This is a genomic window from Streptomyces sp. NPDC058872 (assembly GCF_042743065.1).
In the GTDB taxonomy this organism is placed as follows: Bacteria; Actinomycetota; Actinomycetes; order Streptomycetales; family Streptomycetaceae; genus Streptomyces.
Genome location: NZ_JBHYMK010000014.1, coordinates 34967 through 60631 on the forward strand (window position 1 = coordinate 34967; position 25665 = coordinate 60631).

The window sequence follows — 25665 nt, forward strand, 5'->3', positions numbered from 1 at the left end:
CATGACGTCGCACCAGAGCACCCAGACGATGAAGCCCGCGACCGCGGCGAAGAAGCTGGGTGTGTACCTCGAGGCCACCCCCGCAGAGTTCCAGGAGGGTGTCGTCTCGCGCACCGAGCTGAACGAGCTCCAGGCCAACCCTCCTGCCTGGCTCCAAGAGCTGCGCAAGAACGGCCCGCACCCCCGACCGGTGGTCGCGTCGAAGCTGGGCGTTTCCATCGCCGGCCTCGCCCGGGGCGGCATCACCGAACCGCTCACCACCGAGCAGATCGACGCCCTCAAGCAGGAACTCCCCGAGTGGCTCCAGAAGGAGCGGGCCACCCAGGTGGAGGTCCGCAAGGAGAACGTCCGGATCAAGGAGCGCAACGAGGAGCGGGCGCGCAGCCAGCAGGACGCCTGATCGTTTCCCCGCGCCGGGCCGGACCGAACTGCTTCGGTCCGGCCCGGCGTGGCGTTCTCCCGGGTGCGGGAGTCATTCCCCCATGAGTGAGACCAGCACCGCGTACGAGCCGCCGGTCGTCGTCGGCGTGGACGGATCCGAGCACAGCCTGCGGGCCCTGGAGTGGGCCCTGGGCGCTGCGGAGGACGTGGGCGCGCCCCTGATCGTGGCGCACGTCCGGTCGGAGGCGCTCCAGCTCGGTGCCGCCCGCATCGCCTCCCTCGGCGCGACGCCGGAGCTTCCCGACACGGTCGCGCGGACCGCACGGACGGTGGTCGAGGAGCGGGGCCACCGGGTCCCGGTGCGGTACGACTCCTTGGACGGAGCCGTGACCGACGCGCTTCCGGCGGCGGCGCGGGACGCACGGCTCCTGGTCACCGGGTCCCGGGGACACGGGGGCTTCAGCAGCCTGCTCCTCGGCTCGACCAGTCGCACCTTGGCCATGACGGCTCCCTGCCCGCTGGTCGTCGTCCCGCACGAGGCACGGGCCGCTTCCCTGAAGGGCGGGACGGAGGCGGGACGGGTGCTGCTCGGACTCCATCCGGAGGAGACCGCGGACGGGGTGGTGGACTTCGCCTTCGAGGCGGCGCACCACCGGGGCGTGCCCCTGGAGGCCGTGACCTCGTTCCGGTTGCCGCCGCCGCAGGGTGCGCTGCTCGCCGTGCCCTCGCCGGCGCTCCAGGTGCCCCCACCGCTCCCCCTGGCGGACGACGCGAAGGCGCTGGTGTCGGAGGCCGAGCGGGAGCAGGAGGAACGGTTGCGACCGTTCGTCGCGCGGTGGCCGGGGGTGGAACTGGTTCCGGTGGTGGTGCCGGGGGACGCGGCCGGGCGGCTCGTCACGGGCTCACAGGATGCGGGGCTGCTGGTGGTGGGTCGGCACCACCGGCACCACTTGGGGTCGCTGCTCATCGGTTCCGTGGCGCACGCGGTGCTGCACCACGCGCACTGCCCGGTGGCGGTGGTGCCGCCCGGGGAGTCCTGATCATGACAGTCCCCGGCGGTCCGGGTCGGTTCGCGCGGTCGTCGGCCGTCGCCGACGGCTCCGTGCCCGACCGGCCCCGCCGGGGGCCTGGCCAGAGCCGAGAACAGGGTCACGCGGGCCTTCGGACGTCTCCGTCGGCGAGTGCGGCTCTCTCCGGTTGTCCGGTGTAAGGACGAGTCTCCTCCCTTTTCCGCACATTTCAAGGGTTTGTTCGGTTTTTCCGCAGGACGTCAGGGGCGGGTGTCAGAGCGGCCTGCTACACAAGGGGCATGACGACCGCAGAACACGCCGCCACCGCCCGCCGTAACGTCCGCCCCCCGTCCCCGGGGGCCGCCCTCGGCGCGGGGGTCGTGGTCGTCGACGACCGCGGCCGGGTCCTCCTCGGCCTGGACCGTTCGGGGGTGTGGGAGCTTCCCGGCGGGGGCGTCGAGCCGGGTGAGTCCATCGAGGCCGCGGCGGTGCGCGAGCTGGCCGAGGAGACGACGCTCCTCGCCGACGCGGCCGAGGTGGAGGTGCTCGGTTTGATCATGGACACGATCACCTCCTCGGAGCTGACCCGGATGACCGCGGCAACGACCGTGCGCGGCTTCCGGGGCACCCCCACCGTGGCCGAACCGGACAAGATCGAGCGCTGGGAGTGGACGGAACCGGGCCGCCTGCCGGAGGCCTTGTTCCTGCCGTCCGCGCAGGTGCTGCGGATGTGGCGCCCCGACCTCCCGCTCCCCGGCGGACCGTTCCACCGCTACGCGCTGGGCCGGCTTCCGGGCTGACCGGATCGGCGCCGGTGCGTCACCGCGCGGGTCCCGGTGAGCGTGGCTAGCGTGATCAGTGGAACACGTCATCGAATCGGAAGCGGGAGTCATCGTCATGGCCGTACGACCCGAAGGCACACCGGTCTGGACCGACGCGATGTTCACCGACGTCGAGGGCGCCAAGACGTTCTACGACGACGTGCTCGGCTGGACCTTCGGCGAGTCCTCCTCGGAATTCGGCAACTACACCCAGGCGTACAAGAACGGCAAGGCGGTCGCGGCCATCGTTCCGCCGATGCCGGGCCAGGACGGGGAGCCGCAGTCCGCCTGGTGCCTCTACTTCGCCTCGGCCGACGTCGCGGCGACGGCGGAGAAGGTCCGGGGCGCGGGCGGCACCGTCCTGATGGAGCCGATGCAGGTCGGCGACTTCGGCTCGATGTGCATCGCACGGGACCCCTCGGGCGTCTCCTTCGGCCTCTGGCAGGCGGGGACCCACGAGGGCTTCGAACGGGAAGGCGAGACCGGCTCCTTCGTCTGGGCCGACGTCTTCACCCGGGAGCCCGACCGGACCGATGCGTTCTTCACCGAGGTCTTCGGCTACGGCTCCAAGAAGATGCAGGACGAGCAGATGGACTACAAGGCCTTCGACCTCGGTGGCTCGCAGCCGGTGCTCGGCCGGATGGCCATGACCGCGGCGGACTTCCCGCCGGAGGTCCCCCCGTACATCCAGGTGTACTTCGCCGTCGACAACTGCGACAAGGCGGTCGAGGCGGCCGGACGCCTGGGCGGCCGGAAGGTCTTCGGCCCGATGGACAGCCCCTTCGGCCGGTTCGCGGCGATCGTGGACCCCCAGGGTGCCGCCTTCGCCGTGATCGACGTCAGGACGACCGTCGGGGACATGCCCGAGTTCGCGTGAGCGGTGCGGTGCGGAGTCCCCCTCGGGCCCCGTCCGCGTGCCGTGCCGGCGGTGGGTGCTGGAACCGAGCGCGCGAAGTGCGCCCGGAAGCACCCGCCCTCCACGGGCGGATCACGGCGATCACGGGTTGAGGCTGGAGACCACGTTCGCGGTGGCGGCCACGCCGTTGTGGATGGTGGGCGCCATGCTGGTGCCGGCGAGGAAGAAGCCCAGCAGGGCGCAGACGAGGGCGTGGGTGAACTTCAGACCGCCGCTCCGCAGGAAGATCACGGCCAGCACCAAGAGGAGCACCAGGACAGAAATCGAAACGGCCATTGCTCTCACGTCCCTCCGTCGCCGCACCGGAATTGCGGCGTTCGGCGGACAGTGTGGCGGAATGTACGGTCCGTCCGGGCGTACGGCATGACGGCCATACGGGTGAGATTCGCTCAGGATCCGGCGGACAGGCAGTCCCGCCACTGCACCGTGCGGTCGCACCAGCGTTCCAAGAGGACGCGGTCGTGGCCGACGGCGAGGAGACCGGCCCCCGTGTCGGCGCGGTAGCCCTCGACCACGGCCACCAGGGACGCCGTCGTGGAGGCGTCGAGCATCGCCGTCATCTCGTCACAGATCAGCCAGCGCGGCCTCAGGCTCAGTGCGCGGGCCAGACAGGCCCGTTGGAGTTGCCCGTCGCTGACCTCGTGCGGTCGGCGGTCGAGCAGGTCGGAGGTGAGGCCGACGGCCGGAGCCAGGGCGCCGACCCGGGCCGGCGCCTCGGCACGGCGGCCGGTGGCGCGCAGCGGTTCGGCGATCAGTTCGGCGAGGGTGAGACGGGGATCGGCGGCCGTGCGCGGCTGCTGGAAGACGACGCCGACGGCCGTGCGCTGCTCGCGCGGGGCGCGGTGGCGCCAGGCCCGCACCTCGACGCCGTCGAGGAGGAGCCGGCCGGCGTCGGGGCGGTGCAGGAGGGCGGCGACCCGGGCGAGGGTGGACTTGCCGCAACCGCTGGGACCGAGGAGTCCGACGGCTTCGCCGGGGGCGATGGTGAGGGATGCCTCCCGGAAGACGGGGACCTCGCGCTCGTACCCGGCGGTGATGGACTGGAGTTCAAGCACGGGGCTGCTCCGGGTGGTGGCAGGCCACACCGGCCCGGGGCTCGGGGCGGGTGGCGCAGAGGGGGGTGACCCGGGGGCAGCGCGGGGCGAAGGCACACCCCGCGGGCAGGTCGGAGAGTTCCGGCGGCAGGCCGGGGAGCGGGGTGAAGGCCCGTTCGGGCAGGGCGTCGAGGAGCCCGCGGGCGTAGGGGTGGCGCGGCCCGGTCGGGCCGAAGAAGCGGTGGGCGGGGGCGACTTCGACGAGTCGACCCGCGTACATGACGGCGACGCGGTCGGCGATGCGCTCGGCGGCGGCCAGGTCGTGGGTGATGAGGAGCAGGGCACGCCCTTCGTCGGCGTGCCGGCGCAGTTCGTCGACGGTGCGGTCGACGAGGTCGCGGTCGAGCCCCGTGGTCGGTTCGTCGGCGAGCAACAGACGGGCACGGCCGATGAGCGCAAGGGCGGTGGCGGCCCGCTGGGCGAGGCCGCCGGAGAGTTCGTGCGGATACCGGTCGAGGTGATCGCTCGGGAAGGCCGCCCGCTCCGCGGCTGCTTCGGCGGCCTCTCGCCGTGCCCGACGGGGGACGGCGGTGAGCGCCCGGACGGTCTCCTCCACGTGTGCGCGCACGGTGCGCACGGGCGTGAGGTGGGCGGCGGGGCTCTGGGGTACGAGGCCGACGAGCCGGCCCCGTACCGTGCGGGCAAGGGTCCTCTCGTCCGCGGCGAGCAGGTCCTCGCCGTCGAGGTGCGCCGTGCCGGAGGTCTCGGCGTTACCGGGAAGCAGGCCGAGGAGGGCGGAGGCGAGGACGGACTTGCCGCAGCCGGACTCGCCGACGAGGGCGAGGCACTCCCCCGGCGCCAGGTCGAAGTCGGCGTCGCTGACGGCGGTGGCGGTCCGACCGCCGCGCAGTCGGAAGCGGACGGTGAGGCCCCGCACGCTGAGGACGGCGTCCTCGGCCCGCTCGGCGGTCACCGCCTCCAGCGCGCGGAGGAGGCGCTCGGCCTTCACGACATCAGCTCCGATCGGCGGCGCGGGCCCAGTCGGTCGCGCCAGACGCCTGCGAGCCCGGCGACGGCGAGGGTCGCCGCGATGAGCAGCAGGCCGGGGAAGAGGGTGGGCCACCAGGCTCCGGCGAGGAGCGCGGAACGGGCGTTCTGCACGAGGTTGCCGAGACCGGCGCGGTGGCTGGGGAGGCCGAGGCCGAGGAAGGAGAGCGCGGACTCGTGCCACATGGCGTGCGGGACCATCAGGACCGCGGAGAGGACGGCCTGGGGCAGGACGGCGGGCAACAGGTGCCGGACCGCCACCCGCCACCGGCCGGCGCCGCCGGAGATCGCGGCGTCCACGAAGGGCCGGCCGCGCAGCGAGAGGACCTCGGAGCGGACGATCCTGGCGGTGGAAAGCCAGTGGGTGACGGCGACGGAGGCGATGACGGGCCAGACCCCAGGGCTGAAGAGCGCGACGACGAAGATGCCGAGCAGCAGGTGCGGCACGGAGGAGAAGACGTCGACGAGGCGCATGAGGACACGGTCGCACCAGCCGCCGAGCGCCCCTGCCGCGGCGCCGACGGCGGTGCCGACGACCGTGGCCACCAGGGCGGCGACGAGTCCGACCAGGAGCGAGATCCGCAGGCCGTGGACGCAGCGCAGGAACAGGTCGCGGCCGAGGTCGTCGGTGCCGAAGGGGTGCTCCCACGAGGGGGACAGGAGTGTGCGGGAGAGGTCCACGGTCTGTTCGTCGAAGTGGGCGAGCGGTGGCACCAGGAGGACGACGAGCAGGACGACGCCGACCGTGAGTGCGGAGCTCCACAGCCGGAGGCGGTGGGACCGGGGGTCAGCCATCGAAGCCCACCCTCGGATCGGCGAGCCCGTACAGCAGGTCGGAGAGGAGGTTGCCGAGCAGCACGGCGACCGTGGCGAGCACGGTGAGCGCGGCGAGCAGCGGGAAGTCGACGGAGGTGGCGGCCGTGACGGTCGCGGCGGCGATGCCGGGCCAGCTGAAGACGGTCTCCACGAGGAGCGCGCCGGTGATGAGCTCGGGGACGCGGGATCCGATGAGGGTGAGCACGGGGAGCATGCCGGAGCGGAGGGCGTGGCCGGTGAGCACGGTGGACTCGCTCAGGCCGCGGGCTCGGGCGCCCCGCACGGGGTCCTCGTCGAGGGCCTCGCCGACGCCCTGGCGGACGTACAGGAAGAACCAGGGCAGTTGGGAGGCCCCGAGGACCGATGCGGGCAGGACGAGGTGGCGGGCGACCTGGTCGGCGGTGACGGTGTCGCTCGCGGTGTCGGTGAGGCCGCCGGCGGGCAGGACGCCGAGCTCCAGGGCGAAGAACCAGATGGCGAGGAGGCCGATCCAGAAGGCGGGGGCGGCCTCCAGGATGTACGCGAGGGGGGTGACGGCCCGGTCGAGGAGGCCGCCGCGGCGCCGGCCGGCGAGGATCCCGAGGACGGTGCCGAGGACGAGGGCGAGGGCGAAGGCGGTGGCGGCGAGGAGGGCGGACCACCCGAGGCGCTCGCCGATGACCTCGGCGACGGGCCGGCGCAGTACGGCGGAGTCCCCGAGGTCACCGGTGAGGGCCGAGGTCAGCCAGTCCCACCAGCGGGTGGGGAAGGGACGGTCGGCGCCGAGGTTGGCGCGGAGCTGGTCGAGGTTCTCCTGCGAGGCGGTGAGTCCGGCAGTGCCGGCGTAGGCCTTGACGGGGTCGAAGGGGGAGACGGCGGCGAGGGCGAACACCGCGAGGGTGACGGCGAGGAGGACGGGGACGGCGGCCAGGGCGCGCCGTCCCGCCATGCGCGCCACGGCTCTCCGGGGAAAGCGGCGGCTCACCTGGCGGCCTCCTTGGGCGCCCAGGCCTCGACGTTCCACCAGGGTCCGGAGGCGAGGCCGTGGTCGTGGGGTTCGGTCTGGGTGGTGAGGCCTTCCCAGCGGTCGTCCAGGACGTACAGGTGGTCGATGTGGGTGAGGAAGGTGTAACCGGGGTCCTTCGCCAGTTCGCGCTGGACGGTGTCGTAGGCGGCGCGCCGCTCGCCGGGGTCGTTGCTGCGGCGACCGTCCTCCAGGGCCCGGTCGACGGTCTCGTTGGCGTACCGGGCCATGTTGTTGAAGCCCTCGCCACCGAGGGTGGACTTCAGGAGCAGGTACTGGTCGAAGTCGGGGTCGCCGGGCGAGCCGCCGCCCGCGAGGACGGCGTCCGTCTTCATCCGGGGCTCGATGACCTCCCAGGTGCCCGCCCGGGTGGTGATGTCGATGCCGATCTCCTTCGCGTCGGACGCGTAGGCGAGGGCGTGGTCCTGACGGAGCTTGTCACCGGAGGGGTACCAGAGGGGGAAGGCCGCACGGACGCCGTTCCTGACCCGGATGCCGTCGGGCCCCGGCTTCCAGCCGGCCGCGTCGAGGATCCTTCGTGCGCCGGCGGGGTCGTGGCGCCGTTCGGTGCCCTTCGCGAACCAGGGGCTGTCGGTGGGAACGGGCCCGTAGGCGGGCTCCCCCGCACCGTCGAGGATCTTGTCGACCATGGCCTGCCGGTCGACGGCGAGGTCGAGGGCGCGGCGGACCGCGGTGTCGCCGGTGACCCGGTGGTGCGTGGGGAGCGTGACCGTGCGGTAGTCGAAGGTCTTCGCCGTCCAGGTCTTCTTGCTCCCGTCGTGCGCGAAGGCGGCGGCGAGGTTGGGGGGCAGGACGGCGCCGTCGAGGTCGCCGGCGCGCAGGCGGGTGGCCCGGACGTCGTCGTCCTTGACGATCGCCATGGTGAACTTCTTGACCCGTGGGGCGCCGCCCCAGTACGCGGGGTTGGCCGTGAAGGTGAGCTTCTCGCCGCGGGACCAGCCGGTGAGGACGTAGGGGCCGGTGCCGATCGGCCTGCTGGTGAAGGAACCGGCGTTGACGTCCTGTCGTGCGGCGACGTGCTCGGGGGCGATGGCGTGGACGGTGCGCTCGGCGAAGGGCGCGTAGGGGTACTTGAGCCGGAAGACGACGGTGTCGTCGCCGACCGCCTCGACGCTCCGGAGGGCGTCGAGTTCGGAGCGGGAGGGGTTGTTCGTCTTCGGATCGAGAATCGTCCGGTACGTGAAGACGACGTCGTCGGCGGTGAAGGGGACGCCGTCGCTGAAGGAGACCCCGTCACGGAGGGTGTAGGTGTAGGTGAGGCCGCCGTCGCTGATGCGGGGCAGCGCGACGGCGAGGGCCGGCTCCAGCTCCATGTGCTCGTCGAAGGCGAGGAGCCCGTCGAAGATCTTGGAGTTGCCGTCCTTGCCGTACCCGAGGAGGGGGCTGAGGCTCTCGGGCTCGTGGGCGATGCCGACGACCGCGGAGTCCCGGGGCGCGCCGGTGGCGGCTCCCGGGTTCGTGCAGGCCGCCGTGGCGAGGGCGAGCACCCCGGTGAGCGTCGCGACGGACGCGCGACGGACGGATCGGGCGACCATCGTGCCCACACCCCTCTTGAAGATCGAATGCTATTGCGAACAGCTCGCAATTAAACAGCACGGAGAGGGGTGCAGGCATGGCGGCCCCTTGCCCGGAGCCTTCTGCTCCGCTACGCCGGGGCCGGGAGGCCCATGAGGGCGGCGACCACGTCCTGGTGTCGACCTGCCGAACCCAGCGCGAGCTGGTCGGACTTGGCCCGCTTCAGTGCCAGGTGTGCGCCGTGTTCCCAGGTCATGCCGATCCCGCCGTGCAGCTGTACGCACTCCTCGGCGGCACGGACCGCCACCCGGGAGCAGTAGGCCTGGGCGACCGCCACGAGGAGCGGGGCGTCCGGGCCGTCGGTGGCGAGCGCCGCCGCGGCGGCGCGGGCCGCCGCCCGGGCTCCCACGAGGTCCAGCCAGAGCTGGGCCATGCGGTGCTTCAGCGCCTGGAAGGAACCGACGGGCCGATTGAACTGGTGGCGCTCGCGGGTGTGCCGCACGGTCTCCTGCAGACACCACTCGGCGAGCCCGAGCTGTTCGGAGGCGAGGAGGCCGGCGCCCGCGAGCAGTCCCCGACGGACCGCAGCACGCGCCTCGTCCGGAGCGGCGAGGAGGACGCCGCTGCCGGGCGCCGTGGTGACGCGGGCGAGCGGGCGGGTGAGGTCGAGCGGGGTCAGCGGTTCGACGGCCGCCGCTGCGGCCGGCACGGCGTACAACCCGTCGGCGCGCGGGACGAGGAGGACGTCGGCGACGGCGGCATCGGCGACGCCGGTGACCGTGGGCGTGAGCGGCGGCCGCGCGTCGGGCGCGGTCGACAGCGGCACCGCGAGGACCGCGACCGTACGGCCGGCCGCGAGTCCGGCGAGCAACTCGGCCGCCGGGCCGTCCTCCCCCGCGAGGCCGAGCAGCACTTCGGTGGCCACCACCGCGCTGGTGAGGTACGGCACCGGCACCACCGCGCGCCCCAACTCCTCCAGGACCACGGCGGCCTCGCGGTGACTCGCGCCCTGGCCGCCGAGCTTCTCGGGGACGAGCAGTCCGGCGGCGCCCATGTCCGCGGCGAGGGTCCCCCAGAGACCGGGAACGTACGGATCGTCCGTCTCGATCCGGTCGAGCAGCACCCGCTGGCCGGCCCGGTCGGCGAGCAGGGCCCGAACGGCCGCCCGCAGGTCTTCCTCGGTCTCGGAGTAGAGCAGGTCCGGCTGTTCGCTCATCGGGCGAGGTCCTTCCAGGCGACGTCCTTGTCGTTGCGGGGCTCCGGGGGCAGGCCGAGCACGCGCTCCGCGACGATGTTGAGGAGCACCTCGCTCGTCCCGCCCTCGATCGAATTGCCCTTGGAACGCAGGTAGCGGTACCCCGCGTCACGACCGGTGAAGTCGACCAGTTCGGGGCGGCGCATCTCCCACTCCCCGTACAACAGGCCCTCTTCGCCGAGTAGTTCGACCTCAAGGCCGCTGATGGCCTGGTTGAGCCGGGCGAAGGCCAGCTTCATCGCGCTGCCCTCGGGGCCGGGCTGTCCGGCGACGAGCTGCTGCCGGAGGCGCTCGCCGGTGAGCCTGGCGACCTCCGCGTCGACCCAGAGGTCGAGGAGGCGGCGGTGCAGGTCGTGGGTGCGCAGTTCGGGACGTTCGCGCCAGGTCGTGGCGAGCTTCCCGATCATGCCGCCCTCGCGGGAGACGCGGGCGCCGCCGATGGACACCCGTTCGTTCATGAGGGTGGTCTGGGCGACCCGCCAGCCGTCCCCGACCTCGCCGAGCCGATGGGCGTCGGGGATGCGGACGCCGTTGAGGAAGACCTCGTTGAACTCGGCCTCTCCGGTGATCTGGCGCAGCGGCCTGACCTCCACCCCGGGGTCGGTCATGTCGCAGATGAAGTAGGTGATGCCCCGGTGCTTGGGCGCGTCCGGATCGGTGCGGGCGATGAGGATGGCCCAGCGGGCGAGGTGGGCACTGGAGGTCCACACCTTCTGGCCGTCGACCACCCAGTCTCCCCCGTCGCCGCGCACGGCACGGGTGCCGAGGGCCGCGAGGTCCGAACCCGCACCGGGCTCGCTGAAGAGTTGGCACCAGACCTCTTCACCGACCCAGAGGGGGCGCAGGAAGCGGGCGGCGACCTCTTCCGGGGCGTACGCGAGGAGGGTGGGCGCGGCCATGCCGAGGCCGATGCCGATCCGGCGGGGATCGTTGTCGGGAGCATCGGCGGCGGCGAGTTCGGCGTCGACGACGGCCTGGAGCGCACGCGGCGCGCCGAGGCCGCCGAGGCCCACGGGGTAGTGCACCCAGGCGAGCCCCGCGTCGAAACGGGCCTTCAGGAAGTCGGTGCGCCCGGTGGTGGCGGGCGGGTGCTCGGCGAGCAACGCGCGCGTGCGGGAGAGGAGCCTTTCCGCGTCGATCACGACCGGCTCCCTTCCGGCAGGACGACGAGACGGCCGACGGTGGTGCCGTCGGCCACGCGCTGCACGGCGTCCGCCGCTCCGGCGAAGGGGACGCGTTCGCCGATGAGCGGCTTGATCAGCCCCTTGGCCGCGTGGGTCGTGAGGACCTCGTGGCAGCGACCGATCGAGGCCGGGTCCTTCGCCGCGTACAGGCCCCAGTGGAGTCCGAGGACCGAGTAGTTCTTCACCAGGGCGTGGTTGAGGGCGGGGGCGGGAACGGTGCCGCTCGCGAAGCCGACGATCACGATCCGCCCCTCGAAGGCGACGCACTTGGCGGACTGTTGGTACGCCTCGCCGCCGACGGGATCGTAGACGACGTCGACTCCCCGCCCTCCGGTCACGGCCTTGACGGTGGCGACCACGTCCTCGGAACGGCGGTCGATCACCACGTCGCAGCCGAGGGCGCGGGCGACCTCGGCCTTCTCCGGACCCCCGACGACACCGATCACGGTGGCGCCGGCCGCCTTGCCGAGCTGGACGGCGGCGCTGCCGACGCCGCCCGCCGCGGCGTGCACCAGCAGGGTCTCCCCCTCCTGGAGGGCGGCCCGGCGGTGCAGACCGAACCAACCGGTCTGGTAGCCGATGTGCAGCGCGGCGGCCTCGGCGTCATCGAGCGCCTCCGGGGCGGGCAGGAGCCCGGCGGAGTCGGCGAGGACGTACTCGGCGAAGCCGCCGTGCGGGAGGGCGGCCGTGGTGACGACCCGGCGCCCGTCCTCGGTCTCGGCGCACACCTCCACGCCCGGCGTGAAGGGCAGCGGGGGGCGCACCTGGTAGTGGCCGCGGCAGAGCAGGGCGTCCGGAAAGTTGACGTTCGCCGCACGGACCCGGAGGAGGACCTGGCCGTCACCGGGGACGGGTGGCTCCACTTCCTCCCGGCGCATCACCGCGCCCGGTTCACCGTTCTCGTACACACGCCATGCCTGCATCCGGAATGCCTCCTCCGTACCGAGCGGTCGGTGGCATACTAAGCGGTCGCTTGCCCTCGATGGAACGGCTCAGCCGGACTTCTTGGGACGCGCCCTCACGTGCATGCGCTCTCCCTGGGGACCGAAGAGGCTGAGGAACTCCACCGGCCCCTCGTCGGTCGGCCCGAACCAGTGCGGGACGCGCGTGTCGAACTCGGCCGCCTCACCGGCCGCCAAGACGACGTCGTGCTCCCCGAGCACGAGCCGGAGCCTCCCCGAGAGCACGTACAGCCACTCGTACCCCTCGTGCACACGAGCCTCCGGAGCCTCGTGCGCCTTCTCCTGCACCACCTTGTACGCCTGGAGCCCGCCGGGTTGGCGGGTCAGCGGGTACATCGTCCGGCCGTGGCGCACGATCGGCTTCGCCTTGACCCGGGGATCGCCCACGGGCGGGGCACCGACGAGCTCGTCGAGCGGGACCTGATGGGCGCGGGCCAGCGGAAGGAGCAGTTCGAGGCTGGGTTTGCGCTGCCCGGACTCCAGTCGGGAAAGGGTGCTCACGGAAATCCCGGTGGCGGCGGAGAGCTCCGCCAGGGTCACCCCCCGGTCGCGACGGACGCGGCGGAGACGGGGGCCGACCTCGGTGAGCACGGCTTCGATGCGGTCGTCTTCTGTCATGGGTCAAGTCTTGCAGAAACGGCAAGATTCCTTGCAGCCCGTTGCATCCATGGCGGAGCCTCGCCCCATGAACGCACGGACGACGAGCAAGACGGACGAAACGAACGACGGGTACGACGCGGTGGTGGTGGGTGGTGGCGCCGCCGGCCTCAGTGCCGCGCTGATCATGGGCCGCTCCCGGCTGCGCACCCTGGTGGTGGACGCGGGCGAACCGCGCAATGCCCCGGCGGCCCACATGCACGGGGTCCTGTCCCGGGACGGGGAGAGCCCGGCCGCCTACCTGGAAACCGGCAGGAGCGAACTCGCCGCGTACGGCGTGGACGTGCGGAAGGGGCGGGTGACCGCAGCGGCCCCGGACGGTGAGGACGGCTTCGTCGTGTCCCTGGAGGACGGAACGCGGGTGGGCGCGCGCCGGCTCGTGGTGGCGACCGGACTCGTCGACGAACTCCCGCGGATCGACGGGGTGGCCCGGCGTTGGGGGCGGGACGTGGTGCACTGCCCGTACTGCCACGGCTGGGAGGTCCGGGACCTCCCGCTCGGCGTGATCGCGCACCCCGCGATGCCCGCGCACCAGGCCCTGATGGTCTCGCGGTGGTCCCGGGACGTGACGCTCTTCCTCCACACGGTCGACGAGCTGCCCGCCCGGGACGCGGAACTGCTGGACGCGGCCGGGGTCACGGTCGTGACCGGAACGGTCACCGGTCTCGCCGTCGAGGACGACGCCCTGACCGGGGTGCGGCTCGCCGACGGCCGGACCGTGCCGCGCTCGGTGGTCTTCGTCGGGGCCGAACGGCTCGCGCCCCGGGACGGGGTGCTGCGACAGCTGGGCGCGAAGCTGCGCACGACCCCCTTCGGGGAGTTCGTCGCGGTGGACGAGACCGGCCGGACGAGCGTTCCCGGGGTCTGGGCGGCGGGAAACGTGACGGGCCCGCAGGAACAGGTGGTCAATGCGGTGAGCCGGGGGTACCGGGCCGGGGTGGCGATCAGCAATGAACTGCTGCTCGCGGACCTGGAGGAGGTCGTGGTCCGTCGAGCCGCCTCCTGAGCGGAGGTTCCTCTCCCTCCCTGCCGACGTCCCCGACGTCGGCCGCATCACCGGGCTCGCCGACCCCGCCGGCGCGACCTTCGCGGTGCTGAGGCCCGTGCCGACGGGATGAGGAAAGACCGCCGTCAGCGCGCGAAGAGTTCGAACGCCACCGCCGGACGGCCGCCGAAGCGGGTCGAGACCCGGCTCGCCGTCGAGGCCAGGAAGGCACGGACGTAGTCCTCCGGCGGTTCGTCCGTGAGCGCCTCGATGTAGGCACGGTGGCAGAGCAGGGAACGGATCGCACGGTCCATTCCGGGGCTCGCGTCGATCGCATGGGTGGGGGTGCTGGAGGCGGCGACCGCGACCCATCGGACGCCGTCCCAGGGCTCCAGGCCCTGGTCCTCCAGCTCGGGGAAGATCCAGCGGTTCCCCGCGTCGGCCGCGGCGTCCAGCACGGCACGCCCGACGGCCAGGTGGTCCGGGGTGTTCCAGGCCGCCCCCGGTCCGTCGCCCCAGGTGTCACGGTGGTTGAGGGTGACGAGGAGTTCCGGGCGGTGGCGGCGGATCGCGGCCGTGACGTCGCGCCGCAGCCCGGTTCCGTACTCGACCACTCCGTCCCGGTGGTCGAGGAACTCGACGGTGTCCACGCCGACCACGGCCGCGCTGTCCCGCTGCTCCTGCTCGCGCAGCGGGCCGCAGACGTCCGGGGCGAGGGAGTCGATTCCGGCCTCCCCCCGGGTGGCCAGGACGTAGACGACGTCCTTCCCCTGGTCCGTCCAGGCAGCAACGGCGGCCGCGCAACCGTACTCCAGGTCGTCGGGATGGGCGACGACGGCGAGGGCACGCACCCAGTCGTCGGGCATCTCCAGGAGGTCCGTGGCATGACTGTCGCTCATGACCGCAGGATACGGGTCGTCTCCGTCACGGTCCGGCGAAAGCCCCCGGCGAGGATCACCGACCGCGAGACGTGCCGCGGACGGTCCGGGTTGAGACCGCGCCGGCCCGCGAGCGCGACCGCGAGCCGCTGGGCGCGGACGAGGGCCGCGACCGGATCGATGGCATCGGCGGCGAACAGCGCCCCCGTGGACTCCACTTCGTCCCGGAGCCCGGACGGCGCGGGACCGAAGCAGCAGACCAGGCTCGCCCGGTCGCTGATGCTGATCGGACCGTGACGGTACTCCATCGCCGCGTACGACTCCGTCCAGGCGCGGGCGACTTCACGGAGCTTGAGCGCCGCCTCGTCGGCGAGCCCGACGGTCCAGCCGGTGCCGAGGAAGGTGAACTGGCCGCGCCGCTCCCAGGCCGCGGGGAGCCTTTCATACAGGACCAGTTCGGCATCGGCGATCGCGGGTCCGAGATCCACCCCGAGCCCGGCACGCAGGAGTTGGAGGGCAGTGGTGGCGAACCGGGTCTGGACGATCGAGCGCTCGTCGGCGAAGCCGAGGTCGACGATCCGGTGGGCGAGCCGGCCGGCTGGACTCTCGGGGACTCCGGTGACGACGAGCGTGGGGACGCGTCCGGCGGCCCCGGCGAGCAGGTCCACGACCTCCGTGGTGGTGCCGGAGCGGGTCAGGGCGACGATCCGGTCGTAACCGCGGCCGAGCGGGGTCGCGTCAGAAGCGGGAAAGGCATCGGTCTCCCCCGCCCCGAGGGACTCCCGCAGGGCCGCGTAGGCGCGGGCGATGAAGTACGAGGTGCCGCAACCGACGACCGCCACGCGCTCACCGCGGGCCGGCAGCAGACCGGCGTCGCGGTCGGCGATCTCGGCGGCGCGGCGCCAACAGTCGGGCTGGCCGGCGATCTCCGCGCTGACGTGGGTGCTCATGGTCCGGATCCTCTCCTCCAGGGTCCCGCACGGGTCCGGACCGAGTTCTACCGGTGGCCGTGCAGAGCGCGCCATGAGCAATCCTCACCCGCTCCTTGGACTTTTGCGCGGCGCCCCGTGCCCGTCCTGCGCCGTGGCGGTCAGATCTCGTCCCTGGCGAGGGCGAGGAGCCGGTCGAGGACGCGCGGCCCGCCGGCCCGCACCCCGTCGTGCTCGAACTCGTCGGTCACCCAGGTCCGCAGACCACGCACCGCTCGTGCGGTCTCCAGGGAGTGGGCGGTGTCGACGTACATGTCGTCGTGGTAGACGGCAGCCGCCACGGGAACCCGGTTGGCGGCCAGGCGCTCCGGGTCGTAGAGCGGGGGCCAGTCGACGCGCGCCGCGAGCAGTTCCGCGGTCTCGCGGAGCGGACGCAGGGCCGGATCGGTGGTGAAGTGCCAGGGGTGGACGGTCTCTCCGGTGAAGAGCAGGGGACCGCCCCCGGCGAGTGCGGTGCGGGCGTCGAACTCGGGGTGCTCGGCGCGGATCCGCTCGGCGGCCCAGCCGGTGGCCCCCTGCCCCTGGGCGTAGATCGCCTCGTGGAGCACGGCGTACAGCGGGTGCCCCGCGTACGAGAGGTGCGCCTGCACCTGCTCCAGGAAGGCGTCCGAGAGTTCGGGCCCGCCCGGGGTGGGGACGAACGCACCCTCCAGGAGCAGGTGGAGCTGGTGGGTGCCGTCTCCGGAGCCGAGCAGGATGCCGAGGGACTGGAAGGCCTCGACGGTCAGCAAGCCGCCGCCGGGGAGGGTGACCTCGCGGTCGACGAGGTGGGCGGCGATCGCGCGGGCCCGCTCGGCGTCCTGCGGATGACGGGCGAAGTGCGCCTCGTTCTTCCGCCGGATCCGGGGGTAGGCGGCGCGGTAGACCTCGTCGGCGGTGGCTTCGAGGGAGGGGAGGCCACCGGTGACGAGGACGGCGTCCAGTCCTTCGGGGGCGGTGGAGAGGTAGTGGGTGGCGCAGAAGCCGCCGAAGCTCTGGCCGAGAACGGTCCAGGGGGCGCCGCCGGTGAGCCGGCGCCGGATCAGCTCGCAGTCCTTGACGATGGAGTCGGCACGGAAGTGGGCGAGGTATTCGGCCTGTTGGGCGGGGGTGCCCCGGAGCGGCAGGGTCTGGCGGTTCGCGGGAGTGGAACGGCCGGTGCCGCGCTGGTCGAGCAGGAGGACCCGGAACTCCTTCACGGCACGGCCGAGCCATGCCTGCGGGCCGATGAAGCGGCGGGCGCCGAAGCCCGGCCCGCCCTCCAGGTACACCAACCAGGGAAGCGTCTCGCGACCCGCGCGGTCCCCGTCGCTCGCGACGACCTCGCGGCCGAAGACCTCGATGCGCTCTCCGTCGGGGCGGGCGTGGTCGAGGGGGACGGGGAAGCGGTGGTCGGTGAGGACGAGGCCCGGCTGACGGTAGGTGGTCACGCTGTTCCTGCTCCTGTTCTCGTTCGCTGTGCCGTTGTTCAGCCCCTCGGCGGCTCCCGGCAGTCCGGGCGCTTCGGCCCGGAGGGTCCGTCTCATCGCCGAAGCCCGAGGGGTTCGGCTTGAGTATGGCCCCTCTCTTCTTCCCGCACCCGTTGCGGCAGGGCTTCGTCACCTGCCCGCCCCGCGTCGCCCTCCCCGGCGCCCTCCCGTTCGCCTTCGCCCGGCGCGTCGGGTCCGGCCACACCGCCGGACGCTTCTTCGGGCCGTCGTGGTCCTCCACCGTCGACGAGCACCTGGAGATCGACGTGCGGGGCGTCGTCCACGTCACCGACGATGGCCTCCTGCCCGCACCCCGCCCCGGCCTCCCCACGCTCCCCGAGTCCGACATCAGCAGCCGTCCCCCGCCCGCGACTACACGCTCACCGATCCCGCCGCCGGCGTGGGCCTCGGCAGCGTCGACCTGAGCGGCGCGAACGCGGACGACGCCGTGTTCTCCCGAGCGCGCCTCGTCGGCACCCGGCTGTCCGGCGCCTCCCTGCGACGGGTGAAGTTCGTCGCGGCCGAACTCGGCGACGCGGACTTCTCGGACGCAGACCTCTCGGACGCCGTCCTGGTCGCAGCCGGACGCCCGTCTCGGTCCGGTCCCGCAGCCGCCGCCAGGCACTGACTCCGGAGCAGTGCGCGCTATCGGCCGGACCATCGCGTCAGGCGACGCCGATCCGCAGGACGTACGTGATGCCGACGAGGGCCGCCCGGTCCGGCACGCAAAGCCGCCCGGGATGCCGGCGGCGGCGTTCGGGAGTGGGCGGCAGCAGCGGGGGCCTGCCGGTCTGCCGGTCGAGGAGCCGGCTGGGGCACGTCATCCGGAGCTCCTCCCGCCCGTGCGACAGCACCCGTGCCTCGTCGCACACGAGTGTGCTCGTCACCTGACCGTCGCCCATGCACACCCCCACGGGTCACCCCGCCCTCGACCACACGGACCTACCGGCCCACGACCTCGACCAGACGCACAGACCCCACGGGACGGCGGACGGGTCGGGCCGGTGAGGTACGGGGTCGGTCAGGGAGCGATCGGCAGTTGGCGCTTGTGCTCGGTGAGCTCGTAGCGACGGGTGATCGAGGCGTGGGCGGCTTCCCCGACCGGCTTGCCCTCCAGGAAGTCGTCGATGTCGTCGTAGGTGACGCCGAGCGCGTCCTCATCGGGCTTGCCGGGGTCGAGGGTCTCCAGGTCGGCCGTGGGGGTCTTCCACACCAGCTCGGTCGGGGCGCCCAGCTCGTCGGCGATCGCGCGGACGCGCCGCTTGGTCAGTCCGGTCAGCGGAACGACGTCGGCGGCGCCGTCGCCGAACTTGGTGAAGAAGCCGGAGACGGCCTCGGCGGCGTGGTCGGTGCCGACGACGAGGCCGTCGTGGGCACCGGCGACGGCGTACTGGGCGATCATCCGCTGGCGGGCCTTGATGTTGCCGTGCACGAAGTCCTGGTGATGGGCGTCCCGGAAGGTCACCCCGGCGGCGAGGCCGGCCTCCAGGGCCGCGTCGCTGGCCGCCTTCACGTCCACGGTGAGCACCCGGTCGGCGCGGATGAAGCCGAGGGCGGTCTGCGCGTCCTGCTCGTCGGCCTGGACGCCGTAGGGCAGGCGCATCGCGTAGAAGGTGGCGTCGTGGCCGGCGGCGCGGGCGCGCTCCACGGCGAGCTGGCAGAGCCGGCCGGTCGTCGTGGAGTCGACGCCGCCGCTGATGCCGAGGACCAGGGCGCGCAGCCCGGTGGAGGTGAGCCGTTCGGTGAGGAAGGCCACCCGGCGCTCGATCTCCGCCCGCGGGTCGAAGGTCTCGGAGACCTGGAGGTCCCGGGCGATCTGCTGCTGGACGGCGTGGGGCGCCGGGTCGGTCACGGAAGTCTCCTCGTCAGGGGGTGGTGGACGGCGCGCCGGGGCACACGGGGACGCACGGCGGTGTGCGGGGTGTGCGGGGATGCACCGGGGTCGACTCTACGCGTCGTCCGATCCGGCGGTGAAAGCGTCCGGGGTGCACAGCACCTCGACCCGTTGGACCAGGTTGTTCGCGAAGCCGCCCCGGTTCCACGGCGCGCTCAGCGGTTGGACGTTCCCCTCGGCGTCGGTGGCCCGCACGGCGAGGTGGCGCAGGCCCGGCGTGGCGGTCCAGGTGGTGTGCCAGCGGGCCCAGGCCCACGGGTGGGCGGGGTCGCGGTCCACGACGGCGTCCGTCCAGACGGCCCCGCCGTCCTCGCTGACCTCGACGCGGGTGACCGGGCCGTACCCGGACCAGGCGCGCCCGGTGAGCGGCACGGGCCCGGGACGCACGACGCGGCTGCGGGACATGAAGTCGGGGAAGCCGGGCGGCGCCATCAGGGCCCGGGGCGCGATGAGGGTGACGGGCTCCCCCGGATCGCCCGCCTCCTGGCGCAGCCGGTAGGCGACGCTCTGCTGGAAGCCGGTGTACGGGGCGTCGGTGAGCGTGATGTCGTGGAGCCACTTCACGTGGGCCATGCCGTACCAGCCGGGGACGACGAGGCGGAGCGGGCTGCCGTGCTGCGGGGGCAGGGGGGCTCCGTTCATCGCGTAGGCGACCAGGACGTCGCGCGCGGGGTCGGCGGCCGTCTCCAGGGGAAGGCTGCGCCGGTAGTCCTGCTCGATGCCCCGCTCCACACCGTGGTCGGCCCCGGTGAACACGGCCTCGACGGCGTCCTCCGCGATGCCCGCCTCCGCGAGGAGGGCGGCCAGGGGGACGCCGGTCCAGTCCGCGGTGCCGACGGCTTCGACCAGCCAGGGCTGGCTGACGGGGCGGGGGCTGAGGCGGGCCCGGCCGTTGCCCGCGCACTCCAGGGTGACCCGGCGGGTGACGGCGGGCCGGGACCGGAGCTCTGCCGGGTCCAGGGCGAGCGTCCGGAGCACCCGGCCGCCGATGGTGAGCCGCCAGCCGTCGGGGTCGGTGGCGGGGATGTCGTAGTGCACGAGGACGTAGTGGAGGCCGGGTGGGGTGACGTCGTAGCGCAGTGCTTCCAGCGGCAGTCCGTGGTTGCGCGTGGCGAGGGCGAGCTCCTGCGCGGTCACGCCCTCTTCGGGGCCGGCCACCCGTCCCGGTGCGCTGATGTCGCCCAGCCCATTCGGGGTTCCGTCCATGCCCTCATGGTGCGCCCGGGGCGGGGGCCCGGCACGTCGAGCTCCGTCACGCCCGTCGGGAGCCGCGCAGGGCGCGGTCGAGGCCGTCCTGGGGAGGACCGGTGAGGGCCCGGAGGAAGATCTCCTCGTAGACGGGGCCGCCGATCGTCGCCCGAGCGGTTTCGGTGTGCTTCTCGTGCAGGGCCCGCAGGCCGGGCAGACCGCGCCGGGGCTGGCCGGTGGAGCGCCAGTACGCCTCGCCCGTGCCGGACGCGTCGGCCGCGCGCTCGCCGTCGCCGCCCGCCGCGAGGGCCGTGGCGAGCACGTCGAGCCCGAGGGCGGTGCCCAGGCTCGCGCCGAGGCGTCGGGTGCCTTCGAGCATGGCGCGGGCGTGGGCGGCGGCGGCCGTCGGGTCGCCCTCCAGGAGGCCGGTGAGGGCGAGCTGGTACTCCAGGGCGGTGCGGGTCCAGTGTTCGTCGAGTCGGGTGCAGAGGGCGTGCAGGTCGAGGGCCTCGGCCCGGGCCTCGGCGAGCCGGCCTAGGCCGGTGAGCGCGAAGACGCGGACGAGGTGGCAGCGGAGCCGGGCCGCGGAGTCGCCCGGGCCGCCCCGCCCGTCGTCGAGGACGTGGCCCACGACGACGTGGGCAGCCATCGGCCGGCCCGTGGTCAGGGCGAGGAGACCGGCGAGGGCGGCGGCGTCGAGGGTGAGGTCACCGGGCCGGCGGCGGGCGGGGACCGCCCCCGGCCCGGCGGGAGCACCCTCGTGCGCCGGGAGCCGGCCGTGCCCGAGGGGGCGGCCGGGGCCCGGTGCCTCATCGCGGGGTGAGCGCCGGGCGTGTGGGACGCGCTCGGTGCGCCGGTCCTCCGCGTGCTCGACGTGCTCGACCTGTTCTGCGTGTTCCGCGCGTTCTACGTGCTCGACCTGTTCCGCGCGTTCTGCGCGTTCTACGTGCTCGACCTGTTCCGCGCGTTCTGCGTGCTCTGCGTGCTCTGCGTGACGGGCTTCGCGGGCGCACTGCTCGCTGACCTCCTGGGCGGTTCCGAACTCGCCCTGCAGGACCAGGGTGACGCCGAGCGCCCACAGGGCGCGGGCCCGGGGGCGGCCCCGGGCCGTGCTGAGCAGCAGGGCCTGTTCGAGGCCGTCGCGGGCTTCGCGCAGGCGGCCCCGGCAGGACCAGGCGAAGGCGACGGAACCGACGAGGTCGAGGGCGGCGTCGGGGTCGGTGCGCAACAGCCGGTCCAGGGCGGTGCGCAGGTCGGTGTGGTGCGCGTCGACGGTCCGGTACCAGCCCAGCTGACGGGCGCCGTGCCATTCGTCCTCCGCGCGGCGGGCCAGTCCCCGGAACTGTGCGGCATGGCGGTCGGCGACCGCTGCGGTCTCACCGGTCCGCTCCAGCCAGGTCGCCCCGTACTCGCGGATGGTGTCGAGCATCCGGAGTCTGCCGGCGGCGTCCGGGGGGCGGACCACGGAGGCGCGGACCAGACCGTCGAGCGCCTCGGGGAGGGTGGCCCGGTTCAGGGCGCCACCGATGCAAACGGCGGTCGCGGAGGCCAGGTCGAAGGGGCCCCTGAAGACGGAGAGCCGGGCCCAGAGGAGGCGTTCGAGGGGGGTGCTCAGCTCGTGGCTCCAGCCGATGGCGGAGCGGAGGGTCTGGTGGCGGCTGGGCCAGACCCGTTCGGGGTGGGCGAGCAGGTCGAAGCGGGCTTCCGGCGGGGCGTCGAAGCGGCTGCCGAGTTGGTCGCGGACGGTTTCGGCGTCCTGGAGGCGGATCTGCGCGGCGGCCAGTTCCAGGGCGAGGGGTATGCCTTCGAGGCGTACGCAGATCTCGCCGGCGGGGCCGGTGGCGGGGAAGTCCTCCCCGACGGCCCTGCGGAGCAGTTCCAGGGCGTCGTCCCCGGCAGGCGGCAACGGGTCGAGGGCGACGACCTGTTCCCCCGTGACGCCGAGGGGGCGGCGGCTGGTGGCCAGGACGGTGAGGCCCGGGGCGGCGGCGAGGAGTTCGGTGACGAGCCGGGCGCAGGGGTCGGCGAGGTGTTCGCAGGAGTCGAGGACGAGGAGCAGCCGGTCGTCGGCGAGGCGGCGGCAGAGTCCGGTGGCGGCCATGCCGGGGGTGTGGTCGGCGAGGTCGACGGAGTCGGCGACGAGCGCGACGAGGAGCCGGTCGCCGTCGAGCTGGGCGAGGTCGGTCCACCAGGCACCGTCCGGGTGGCGGGCCGCGGCCCGGTGGGCGGCACGCAGGGCGAGCCGGGTCTTGCCGACTCCTCCGACGCCGGTCACGGTGACGAGGCGGTGCTCCGCCAACGCGACGGATATTCGCTCGAGTTCCGTGCGGCGCCCCACGAAACCGGGGTTCTCGTCCGGCAGATGTCCACGCACGGGAGCAGTCTCCCCCATGGAGGCCCCGAGCGGAGCGGTGGAGCGGGTTCGTTACGCGTCTTCGACGGTCACCACGACGGAGTGCCAGCCCTGTGCACCGTTGGGCATGGGGTCGGTGCGGCGTTCCGGCTGGGTGCTGCCGGTGCCGTCGGTCGCGCGGACGGTGAGGGTGTGGCGGCCCGGGACGGCCTGCCAGGGGTGGACCCATTGGCGCCAGGTGTCGGTGCCGTCCTCTGCGGCGAGCCGGGCCTCCTGCCAGGGGCCGTCGTCGATCCGCACCTCCACGCGCCGGATGCCCCGGTGCTGGGCCCAGGCGACGCCGGCGACCATGACGGTGCCGGCTGCGGGGCGGGCGAAGGGGCGGGGGGTGTCGATGCGGGACTGCGTCTTGACGGGGGCCCGGGCGGCCCAGCCGCGCGGGACCCAGTAGGCGTCGTACGCGTCGAAGGTGGTGAGCTCGATGGACTCGATCCACTTGCACGCGGAGACGTAGCCGTACAAACCGGGGACGACCATGCGGACGGGGAAGCCGTGGGTGAAGGGCAGGGGTTCGCCGTTCATCCCGAAGGCGAGGAGGGCGTCCCTGCCGTCCATGACGACCTCGACGGGGCTTCCGATGGTCATGCCGTCGACGGAGCGGGCGACGAGTTGGTCGGCGGGGCCGCCTTCGGAGGGCGGGCGGACGCCGATCTCGCGGAGCAGGTCGGCGAGGGGGACGCCGAGCCAGCGCGCGTTTCCGACGTAGGGGCCGCCGACCTCGTTGGACACGCAGGCCAGGGTGACGTCCCGTTCCACCGCGGGCCGGGCCATGAGTTCCCTCAGGTCGAGGTTGTGTTCGCCCTGGACGCCGGTGCCGTGGAGGCGCAACCGCCAGCGGTCGGCGTCGATCTTGGGGACGATGAGGGCGGTGTCGACGCGGTAGAAGTCCCGGTTGGGGGTGATGAAGGGGCTGATGCCGGGGACCTCGAGCTGGGCGGCGGGGGGCACGGGCGGGGCGGGGGACGCGGGGCGGGGCAGCCGCAGGGCCGCGCGGGAGGCTGCGGCGTTCTGCTGTACGGGGCTGCCGGCGGCTCGGCCGAGCGCGGCGGCACCGGTGGCGGCGAGGCCGGTGGAAGCGGCGACGAGGAGGAAGGTCCGGCGGTCGGCGCGGGTGGTTCCGCTCGTCCGGGGCCCGAGCAGGCCGATCAGGGCGTAGAGCAGGACGGCTCCGACCGCGGCTCCTACCAGGGAGGGGGCGGCATCGGTGAGGGAGTCGGAGTCGGGACGGTTGACGGCGACGAGCGCCCCGAGGACGCCGAAGGCGAGGACGAGGCAGCTGCCGAGCAGGCGGTGGCGCAGGGCGAGCAGCCCGACCCCGAGGGCGAGGAGGCCCAAGAGGAAGAGGATCCCGAGTTGGAGGACGGTCTTGTCGCTCTCGCCGAAGGCCCGGATCGCCCACTCCTTCAGGCCTGCCGGGGTCAGGTCGATCACCGCGCCGCCGACGGCCGGAACGGGGCCCGCCTCGGGTCGCACCCGGGTGGCGACGAGGTCGGCGACGGCCAGGGAGACGTACGCGGAGAGCAGTCCGCCGAGCGCGGCGAGGAGACGGTCGGTGGGGGTGGGGCCGGGGCGTTCGGGATGTGGCTCGCGCGTGGTCCTGGTGGCGTTCATGGTGGGTGTTTCGGCAGGCCGGACCCCGCTCATGGGCGTCTTCACCCGGGTGGCGGACCTTCAGCGGGGGTGGTGCGGGGCGTCCGGGTGCTCGCCCGGGCCCGCGAGTTCCTCTGCGGTCTCGGCTCCCACGACTGCGCCGGTGCTCTTCTTGCCCCGGCGCAGACGTCGTTCGAGGCGGGAGGCGAAGGTGGTGAGCGCGAAGTTGAGCGCGACGAAGATCACGGCGACGACGGTGAAGCAGGCGATCGTGTTGGCGCCGTAGTTGGCGCTCATCGGGCGCACGGAGGCGAGGAGTTCGGAGAAGCCGAGCATCGCGCCGCCGAGCGCGGTGTCCTTGACGATGACGACGAGCTGGCTGACCAGGGCGGGCAGCATGGCGGTGACGGACTGCGGCAGGAGGACGTGCGCCATGGTCTGGCCCTTGCGCATGCCGATCGCCTTGGCGGCGTCGGTCTGGCCGGCGGGGAGGGCGAGGATGCCGGCGCGGACCACCTCTGCGAGCACGGAGGCGTTGTAGAGGACCAAGCCGGTGACCACTGCGTACAGGGGGCGGGTGTCGGGGCTGACGTCGGTGAATTCGGAGTAGGCGGCGTTCGCGAAGAGCATCAGGATGAGGACGGGGATGGCCCGGAAGAACTCGACGACGGTGCCGGCGGCGACGCGTACGGTCCGGTGGTCGGAGAGCCGGAGGACGCCGAGGAGCGCGCCGAGGGGCAGGGCGATCACCATGGCGAGGGCGGCGGCGATCACGGTGTTCTTCAGGGCGGGCAGGATGTACGTCTGCCAGACCCGGGCGTCGGTGAAGAAGGGCGCCCACTTGGACCATTCGAGCTGGTTCTTGTCGGCGAGGCTCGCCACGACCCACCAGAGCACGGCAGCGAGCGCGAGCAGGAACAGCAGGGTCCAGAGGAGGTTGCGCCGCCGGGCGCGGGGGCCGGGGACGTCGTAGAGGACGGTGGGTTCGTTCTTCACCTCTTCACCGCCACCTTCTTGGCCACCCAACCGAGGAAGAGGCCGGTCGGCAGGGTGAGGCAGAGGAAGCCGACGGCGAAGATCGCGGAGATCAGGATGAGCTGGGCTTCGTTCTCGATCATCTCGCGCATCAGCAGGGCCGCTTCGGCGACGCCGATGGCGGCGGCGACGGTGGTGTTCTTGGTGAGGGCGATGAGGACGTTGGCGAGGGGGCCGACGACGGACCGGAAGGCCTGTGGGAGCACGATCAGGCGGAGCACCTGGGGGAAGTTGAGGCCGATGGCACGGGCGGCCTCGACCTGTCCGAGGGGGACGGTGTTGATGCCGGCGCGGAGGGCCTCGCAGACGAAGGCGCTGGTGTAGGCGGTGAGGCCGAGGACGGCGAGCCGGAAGTTGATGGTGGTGAAACGTTCCGCGCCGAGGCTGACGCCGAGGGTCTGGAAGAGTCCGAGCGAGGTGAAGACGATGATGACGGTGAGCGGGATGTTCCGGACGATGTTGACGTAGACGGTGCCGAAGCCCCGCATGAGGGGGACGGGGCTGACCCGCATGGCGGCCAGCAGCGTCCCCCAGACGAGGGAGCCGATCGCGGAGTAGACGGTGAGCTGCACCGTCACCCAGAAGGCTCCGAGCAGGTCGTACCCCTGGAGGAAGTCGAACAC

26 protein-coding genes and 1 pseudogene are annotated in these 25665 nt (G+C 73.3%); 7 read left to right on the plus strand and 20 right to left on the minus strand.

Annotated features, from left to right (window positions below):
• Window position 1: 1 nt before the first annotated feature.
• The 4 genes from ACFW22_RS11385 to ACFW22_RS11400 all read left to right on the plus strand — a co-directional run bounded on the left by ACFW22_RS11385 (window position 2) and on the right by ACFW22_RS11400 (window position 3089).
• Window positions 2–400 (plus strand): DUF5997 family protein, encoded by a 399-nt coding sequence (locus ACFW22_RS11385; protein ID WP_386401702.1) that lies wholly within the window; start codon window positions 2–4, stop codon window positions 398–400.
• A gap of 82 nt (window positions 401–482) precedes the next feature.
• Entirely contained in the window at window positions 483–1421 is a 939-nt protein-coding gene (locus ACFW22_RS11390; protein WP_386401704.1) for a universal stress protein, read from the plus strand.
• A gap of 269 nt (window positions 1422–1690) precedes the next feature.
• Window positions 1691–2191, plus strand: coding sequence for an NUDIX domain-containing protein (locus ACFW22_RS11395; protein ID WP_386401706.1), 501 nt, complete (start codon window positions 1691–1693; stop codon window positions 2189–2191).
• A 97-nt stretch (window positions 2192–2288) separates the two neighbouring features.
• Entirely contained in the window at window positions 2289–3089 is an 801-nt protein-coding gene (locus tag ACFW22_RS11400; RefSeq protein ID WP_386401708.1) for a VOC family protein, read from the plus strand.
• Window positions 3090–3209: 120 nt separating this feature from the next.
• On the opposite strand, the gene ACFW22_RS11405 is transcribed toward ACFW22_RS11400, so the two are convergent.
• From ACFW22_RS11405 to ACFW22_RS11450, 10 genes are all read right to left on the minus strand, one after another.
• Window positions 3210–3404: a hypothetical protein gene (locus tag ACFW22_RS11405; protein WP_386401710.1), complete on the minus strand. Its 195-nt coding sequence runs from the start codon at window positions 3402–3404 to the stop codon at window positions 3210–3212.
• Between the two features lie 113 nt (window positions 3405–3517).
• Window positions 3518–4183 carry an ABC transporter ATP-binding protein gene (locus ACFW22_RS11410; protein WP_386401712.1) on the minus strand — a complete coding sequence of 222 codons (666 nt, stop codon included), beginning with the start codon at window positions 4181–4183 and terminating at the stop codon, window positions 3518–3520.
• Window positions 4176–5171 (minus strand): ABC transporter ATP-binding protein, encoded by a 996-nt coding sequence (locus ACFW22_RS11415; protein WP_386401714.1) that lies wholly within the window; start codon window positions 5169–5171, stop codon window positions 4176–4178. The genes ACFW22_RS11410 and ACFW22_RS11415 overlap by 8 nt, the downstream gene beginning before the upstream one ends.
• Window positions 5168–6004, minus strand: a complete 837-nt coding sequence (locus ACFW22_RS11420; RefSeq protein WP_386401716.1) for an ABC transporter permease — start codon at window positions 6002–6004, stop codon at window positions 5168–5170. Before ACFW22_RS11420 ends, ACFW22_RS11415 begins: the two co-directional genes overlap by 4 nt.
• Complete coding sequence (locus tag ACFW22_RS11425) at window positions 5997–6989, minus strand: ABC transporter permease (protein WP_386401718.1); 993 nt, start codon at window positions 6987–6989, stop codon at window positions 5997–5999. Before ACFW22_RS11425 ends, ACFW22_RS11420 begins: the two co-directional genes overlap by 8 nt.
• Window positions 6986–8584, minus strand: a complete 1599-nt coding sequence (locus ACFW22_RS11430; protein WP_386401720.1) for an ABC transporter substrate-binding protein — start codon at window positions 8582–8584, stop codon at window positions 6986–6988. Before ACFW22_RS11430 ends, ACFW22_RS11425 begins: the two co-directional genes overlap by 4 nt.
• Window positions 8585–8694: 110 nt before the next feature.
• A complete protein-coding gene (locus ACFW22_RS11435) occupies window positions 8695–9780 on the minus strand; it encodes an acyl-CoA dehydrogenase family protein (RefSeq protein ID WP_386401722.1) in 1086 nt (361 codons plus the stop codon).
• Window positions 9777–10961: an acyl-CoA dehydrogenase family protein gene (locus tag ACFW22_RS11440; protein ID WP_386401724.1), complete on the minus strand. Its 1185-nt coding sequence runs from the start codon at window positions 10959–10961 to the stop codon at window positions 9777–9779. The genes ACFW22_RS11435 and ACFW22_RS11440 overlap by 4 nt, the downstream gene beginning before the upstream one ends.
• Window positions 10958–11926, minus strand: coding sequence for an NADPH:quinone oxidoreductase family protein (locus ACFW22_RS11445; RefSeq protein WP_386401726.1), 969 nt, complete (start codon window positions 11924–11926; stop codon window positions 10958–10960). Before ACFW22_RS11445 ends, ACFW22_RS11440 begins: the two co-directional genes overlap by 4 nt.
• A gap of 69 nt (window positions 11927–11995) precedes the next feature.
• Window positions 11996–12583: a helix-turn-helix domain-containing protein gene (locus ACFW22_RS11450; protein WP_386401728.1), complete on the minus strand. Its 588-nt coding sequence runs from the start codon at window positions 12581–12583 to the stop codon at window positions 11996–11998.
• Between the two features lie 67 nt (window positions 12584–12650).
• On the opposite strand from ACFW22_RS11450, the gene ACFW22_RS11455 reads away from it, so the two are divergent.
• Window positions 12651–13628, plus strand: a complete 978-nt coding sequence (locus ACFW22_RS11455) for an NAD(P)/FAD-dependent oxidoreductase (RefSeq protein ID WP_386401730.1) — start codon at window positions 12651–12653, stop codon at window positions 13626–13628.
• A 125-nt stretch (window positions 13629–13753) separates the two neighbouring features.
• Here ACFW22_RS11455 and ACFW22_RS11460 read toward each other — a convergent pair whose 3' ends face one another.
• The 3 genes from ACFW22_RS11460 to ACFW22_RS11470 all read right to left on the minus strand — a co-directional run bounded on the left by ACFW22_RS11460 (window position 13754) and on the right by ACFW22_RS11470 (window position 16883).
• Complete coding sequence (locus ACFW22_RS11460; protein WP_386401732.1) at window positions 13754–14506, minus strand: PIG-L deacetylase family protein; 753 nt, start codon at window positions 14504–14506, stop codon at window positions 13754–13756.
• Window positions 14503–15435 carry an SIS domain-containing protein gene (locus ACFW22_RS11465; RefSeq protein ID WP_386401734.1) on the minus strand — a complete coding sequence of 311 codons (933 nt, stop codon included), beginning with the start codon at window positions 15433–15435 and terminating at the stop codon, window positions 14503–14505. Before ACFW22_RS11465 ends, ACFW22_RS11460 begins: the two co-directional genes overlap by 4 nt.
• A 140-nt stretch (window positions 15436–15575) precedes the next feature.
• Window positions 15576–16883, minus strand: a complete 1308-nt coding sequence (locus tag ACFW22_RS11470) for an alpha/beta fold hydrolase (protein WP_386401736.1) — start codon at window positions 16881–16883, stop codon at window positions 15576–15578.
• Window positions 16884–17008: 125 nt separating this feature from the next.
• On the opposite strand from ACFW22_RS11470, the gene ACFW22_RS11475 reads away from it, so the two are divergent.
• Window positions 17009–17347: a DUF6531 domain-containing protein gene (locus ACFW22_RS11475; protein ID WP_386401914.1), complete on the plus strand. Its 339-nt coding sequence runs from the start codon at window positions 17009–17011 to the stop codon at window positions 17345–17347.
• Window positions 17348–17370: 23 nt separating this feature from the next.
• Window positions 17371–17550 carry a pentapeptide repeat-containing protein gene (locus tag ACFW22_RS11480; RefSeq protein WP_386401916.1) on the plus strand — a complete coding sequence of 60 codons (180 nt, stop codon included), beginning with the start codon at window positions 17371–17373 and terminating at the stop codon, window positions 17548–17550.
• Here the strand turns inward: ACFW22_RS11480 and ACFW22_RS11485 are convergent.
• From ACFW22_RS11485 to ACFW22_RS11515, 7 genes and pseudogenes are all read right to left on the minus strand, one after another.
• Window positions 17507–17746: pseudogene (locus ACFW22_RS11485) on the minus strand (IS5/IS1182 family transposase); the annotation flags it as partial. The gene ACFW22_RS11480 and the pseudogene ACFW22_RS11485 sit on opposite strands and share 44 nt — an antisense overlap.
• A 197-nt stretch (window positions 17747–17943) precedes the next feature.
• Complete coding sequence (gene nadE / locus ACFW22_RS11490; RefSeq protein WP_386401738.1) at window positions 17944–18774, minus strand: ammonia-dependent NAD(+) synthetase; 831 nt, start codon at window positions 18772–18774, stop codon at window positions 17944–17946.
• 96 nt (window positions 18775–18870) lie between these two features.
• The gene (locus ACFW22_RS11495; protein WP_386401740.1) at window positions 18871–20022 is read right to left on the minus strand and encodes a sulfite oxidase; all 1152 of its coding nucleotides are present in this window, start codon (window positions 20020–20022) and stop codon (window positions 18871–18873) included.
• Between the two features lie 46 nt (window positions 20023–20068).
• On the minus strand, window positions 20069–22378 hold the full coding sequence (locus ACFW22_RS11500) for an ATP-binding protein (RefSeq protein ID WP_386401742.1): 2310 nt from the start codon (window positions 22376–22378) through the stop codon (window positions 20069–20071).
• A 51-nt stretch (window positions 22379–22429) separates the two neighbouring features.
• Window positions 22430–24028, minus strand: coding sequence for a molybdopterin-dependent oxidoreductase (locus ACFW22_RS11505; RefSeq protein ID WP_386401744.1), 1599 nt, complete (start codon window positions 24026–24028; stop codon window positions 22430–22432).
• A 60-nt stretch (window positions 24029–24088) separates the two neighbouring features.
• Window positions 24089–25003 (minus strand): amino acid ABC transporter permease, encoded by a 915-nt coding sequence (locus tag ACFW22_RS11510; protein WP_386401746.1) that lies wholly within the window; start codon window positions 25001–25003, stop codon window positions 24089–24091.
• Window positions 25000–25665, minus strand: coding sequence for an amino acid ABC transporter permease (locus tag ACFW22_RS11515; protein ID WP_386401747.1), 666 nt, complete (start codon window positions 25663–25665; stop codon window positions 25000–25002). Before ACFW22_RS11515 ends, ACFW22_RS11510 begins: the two co-directional genes overlap by 4 nt.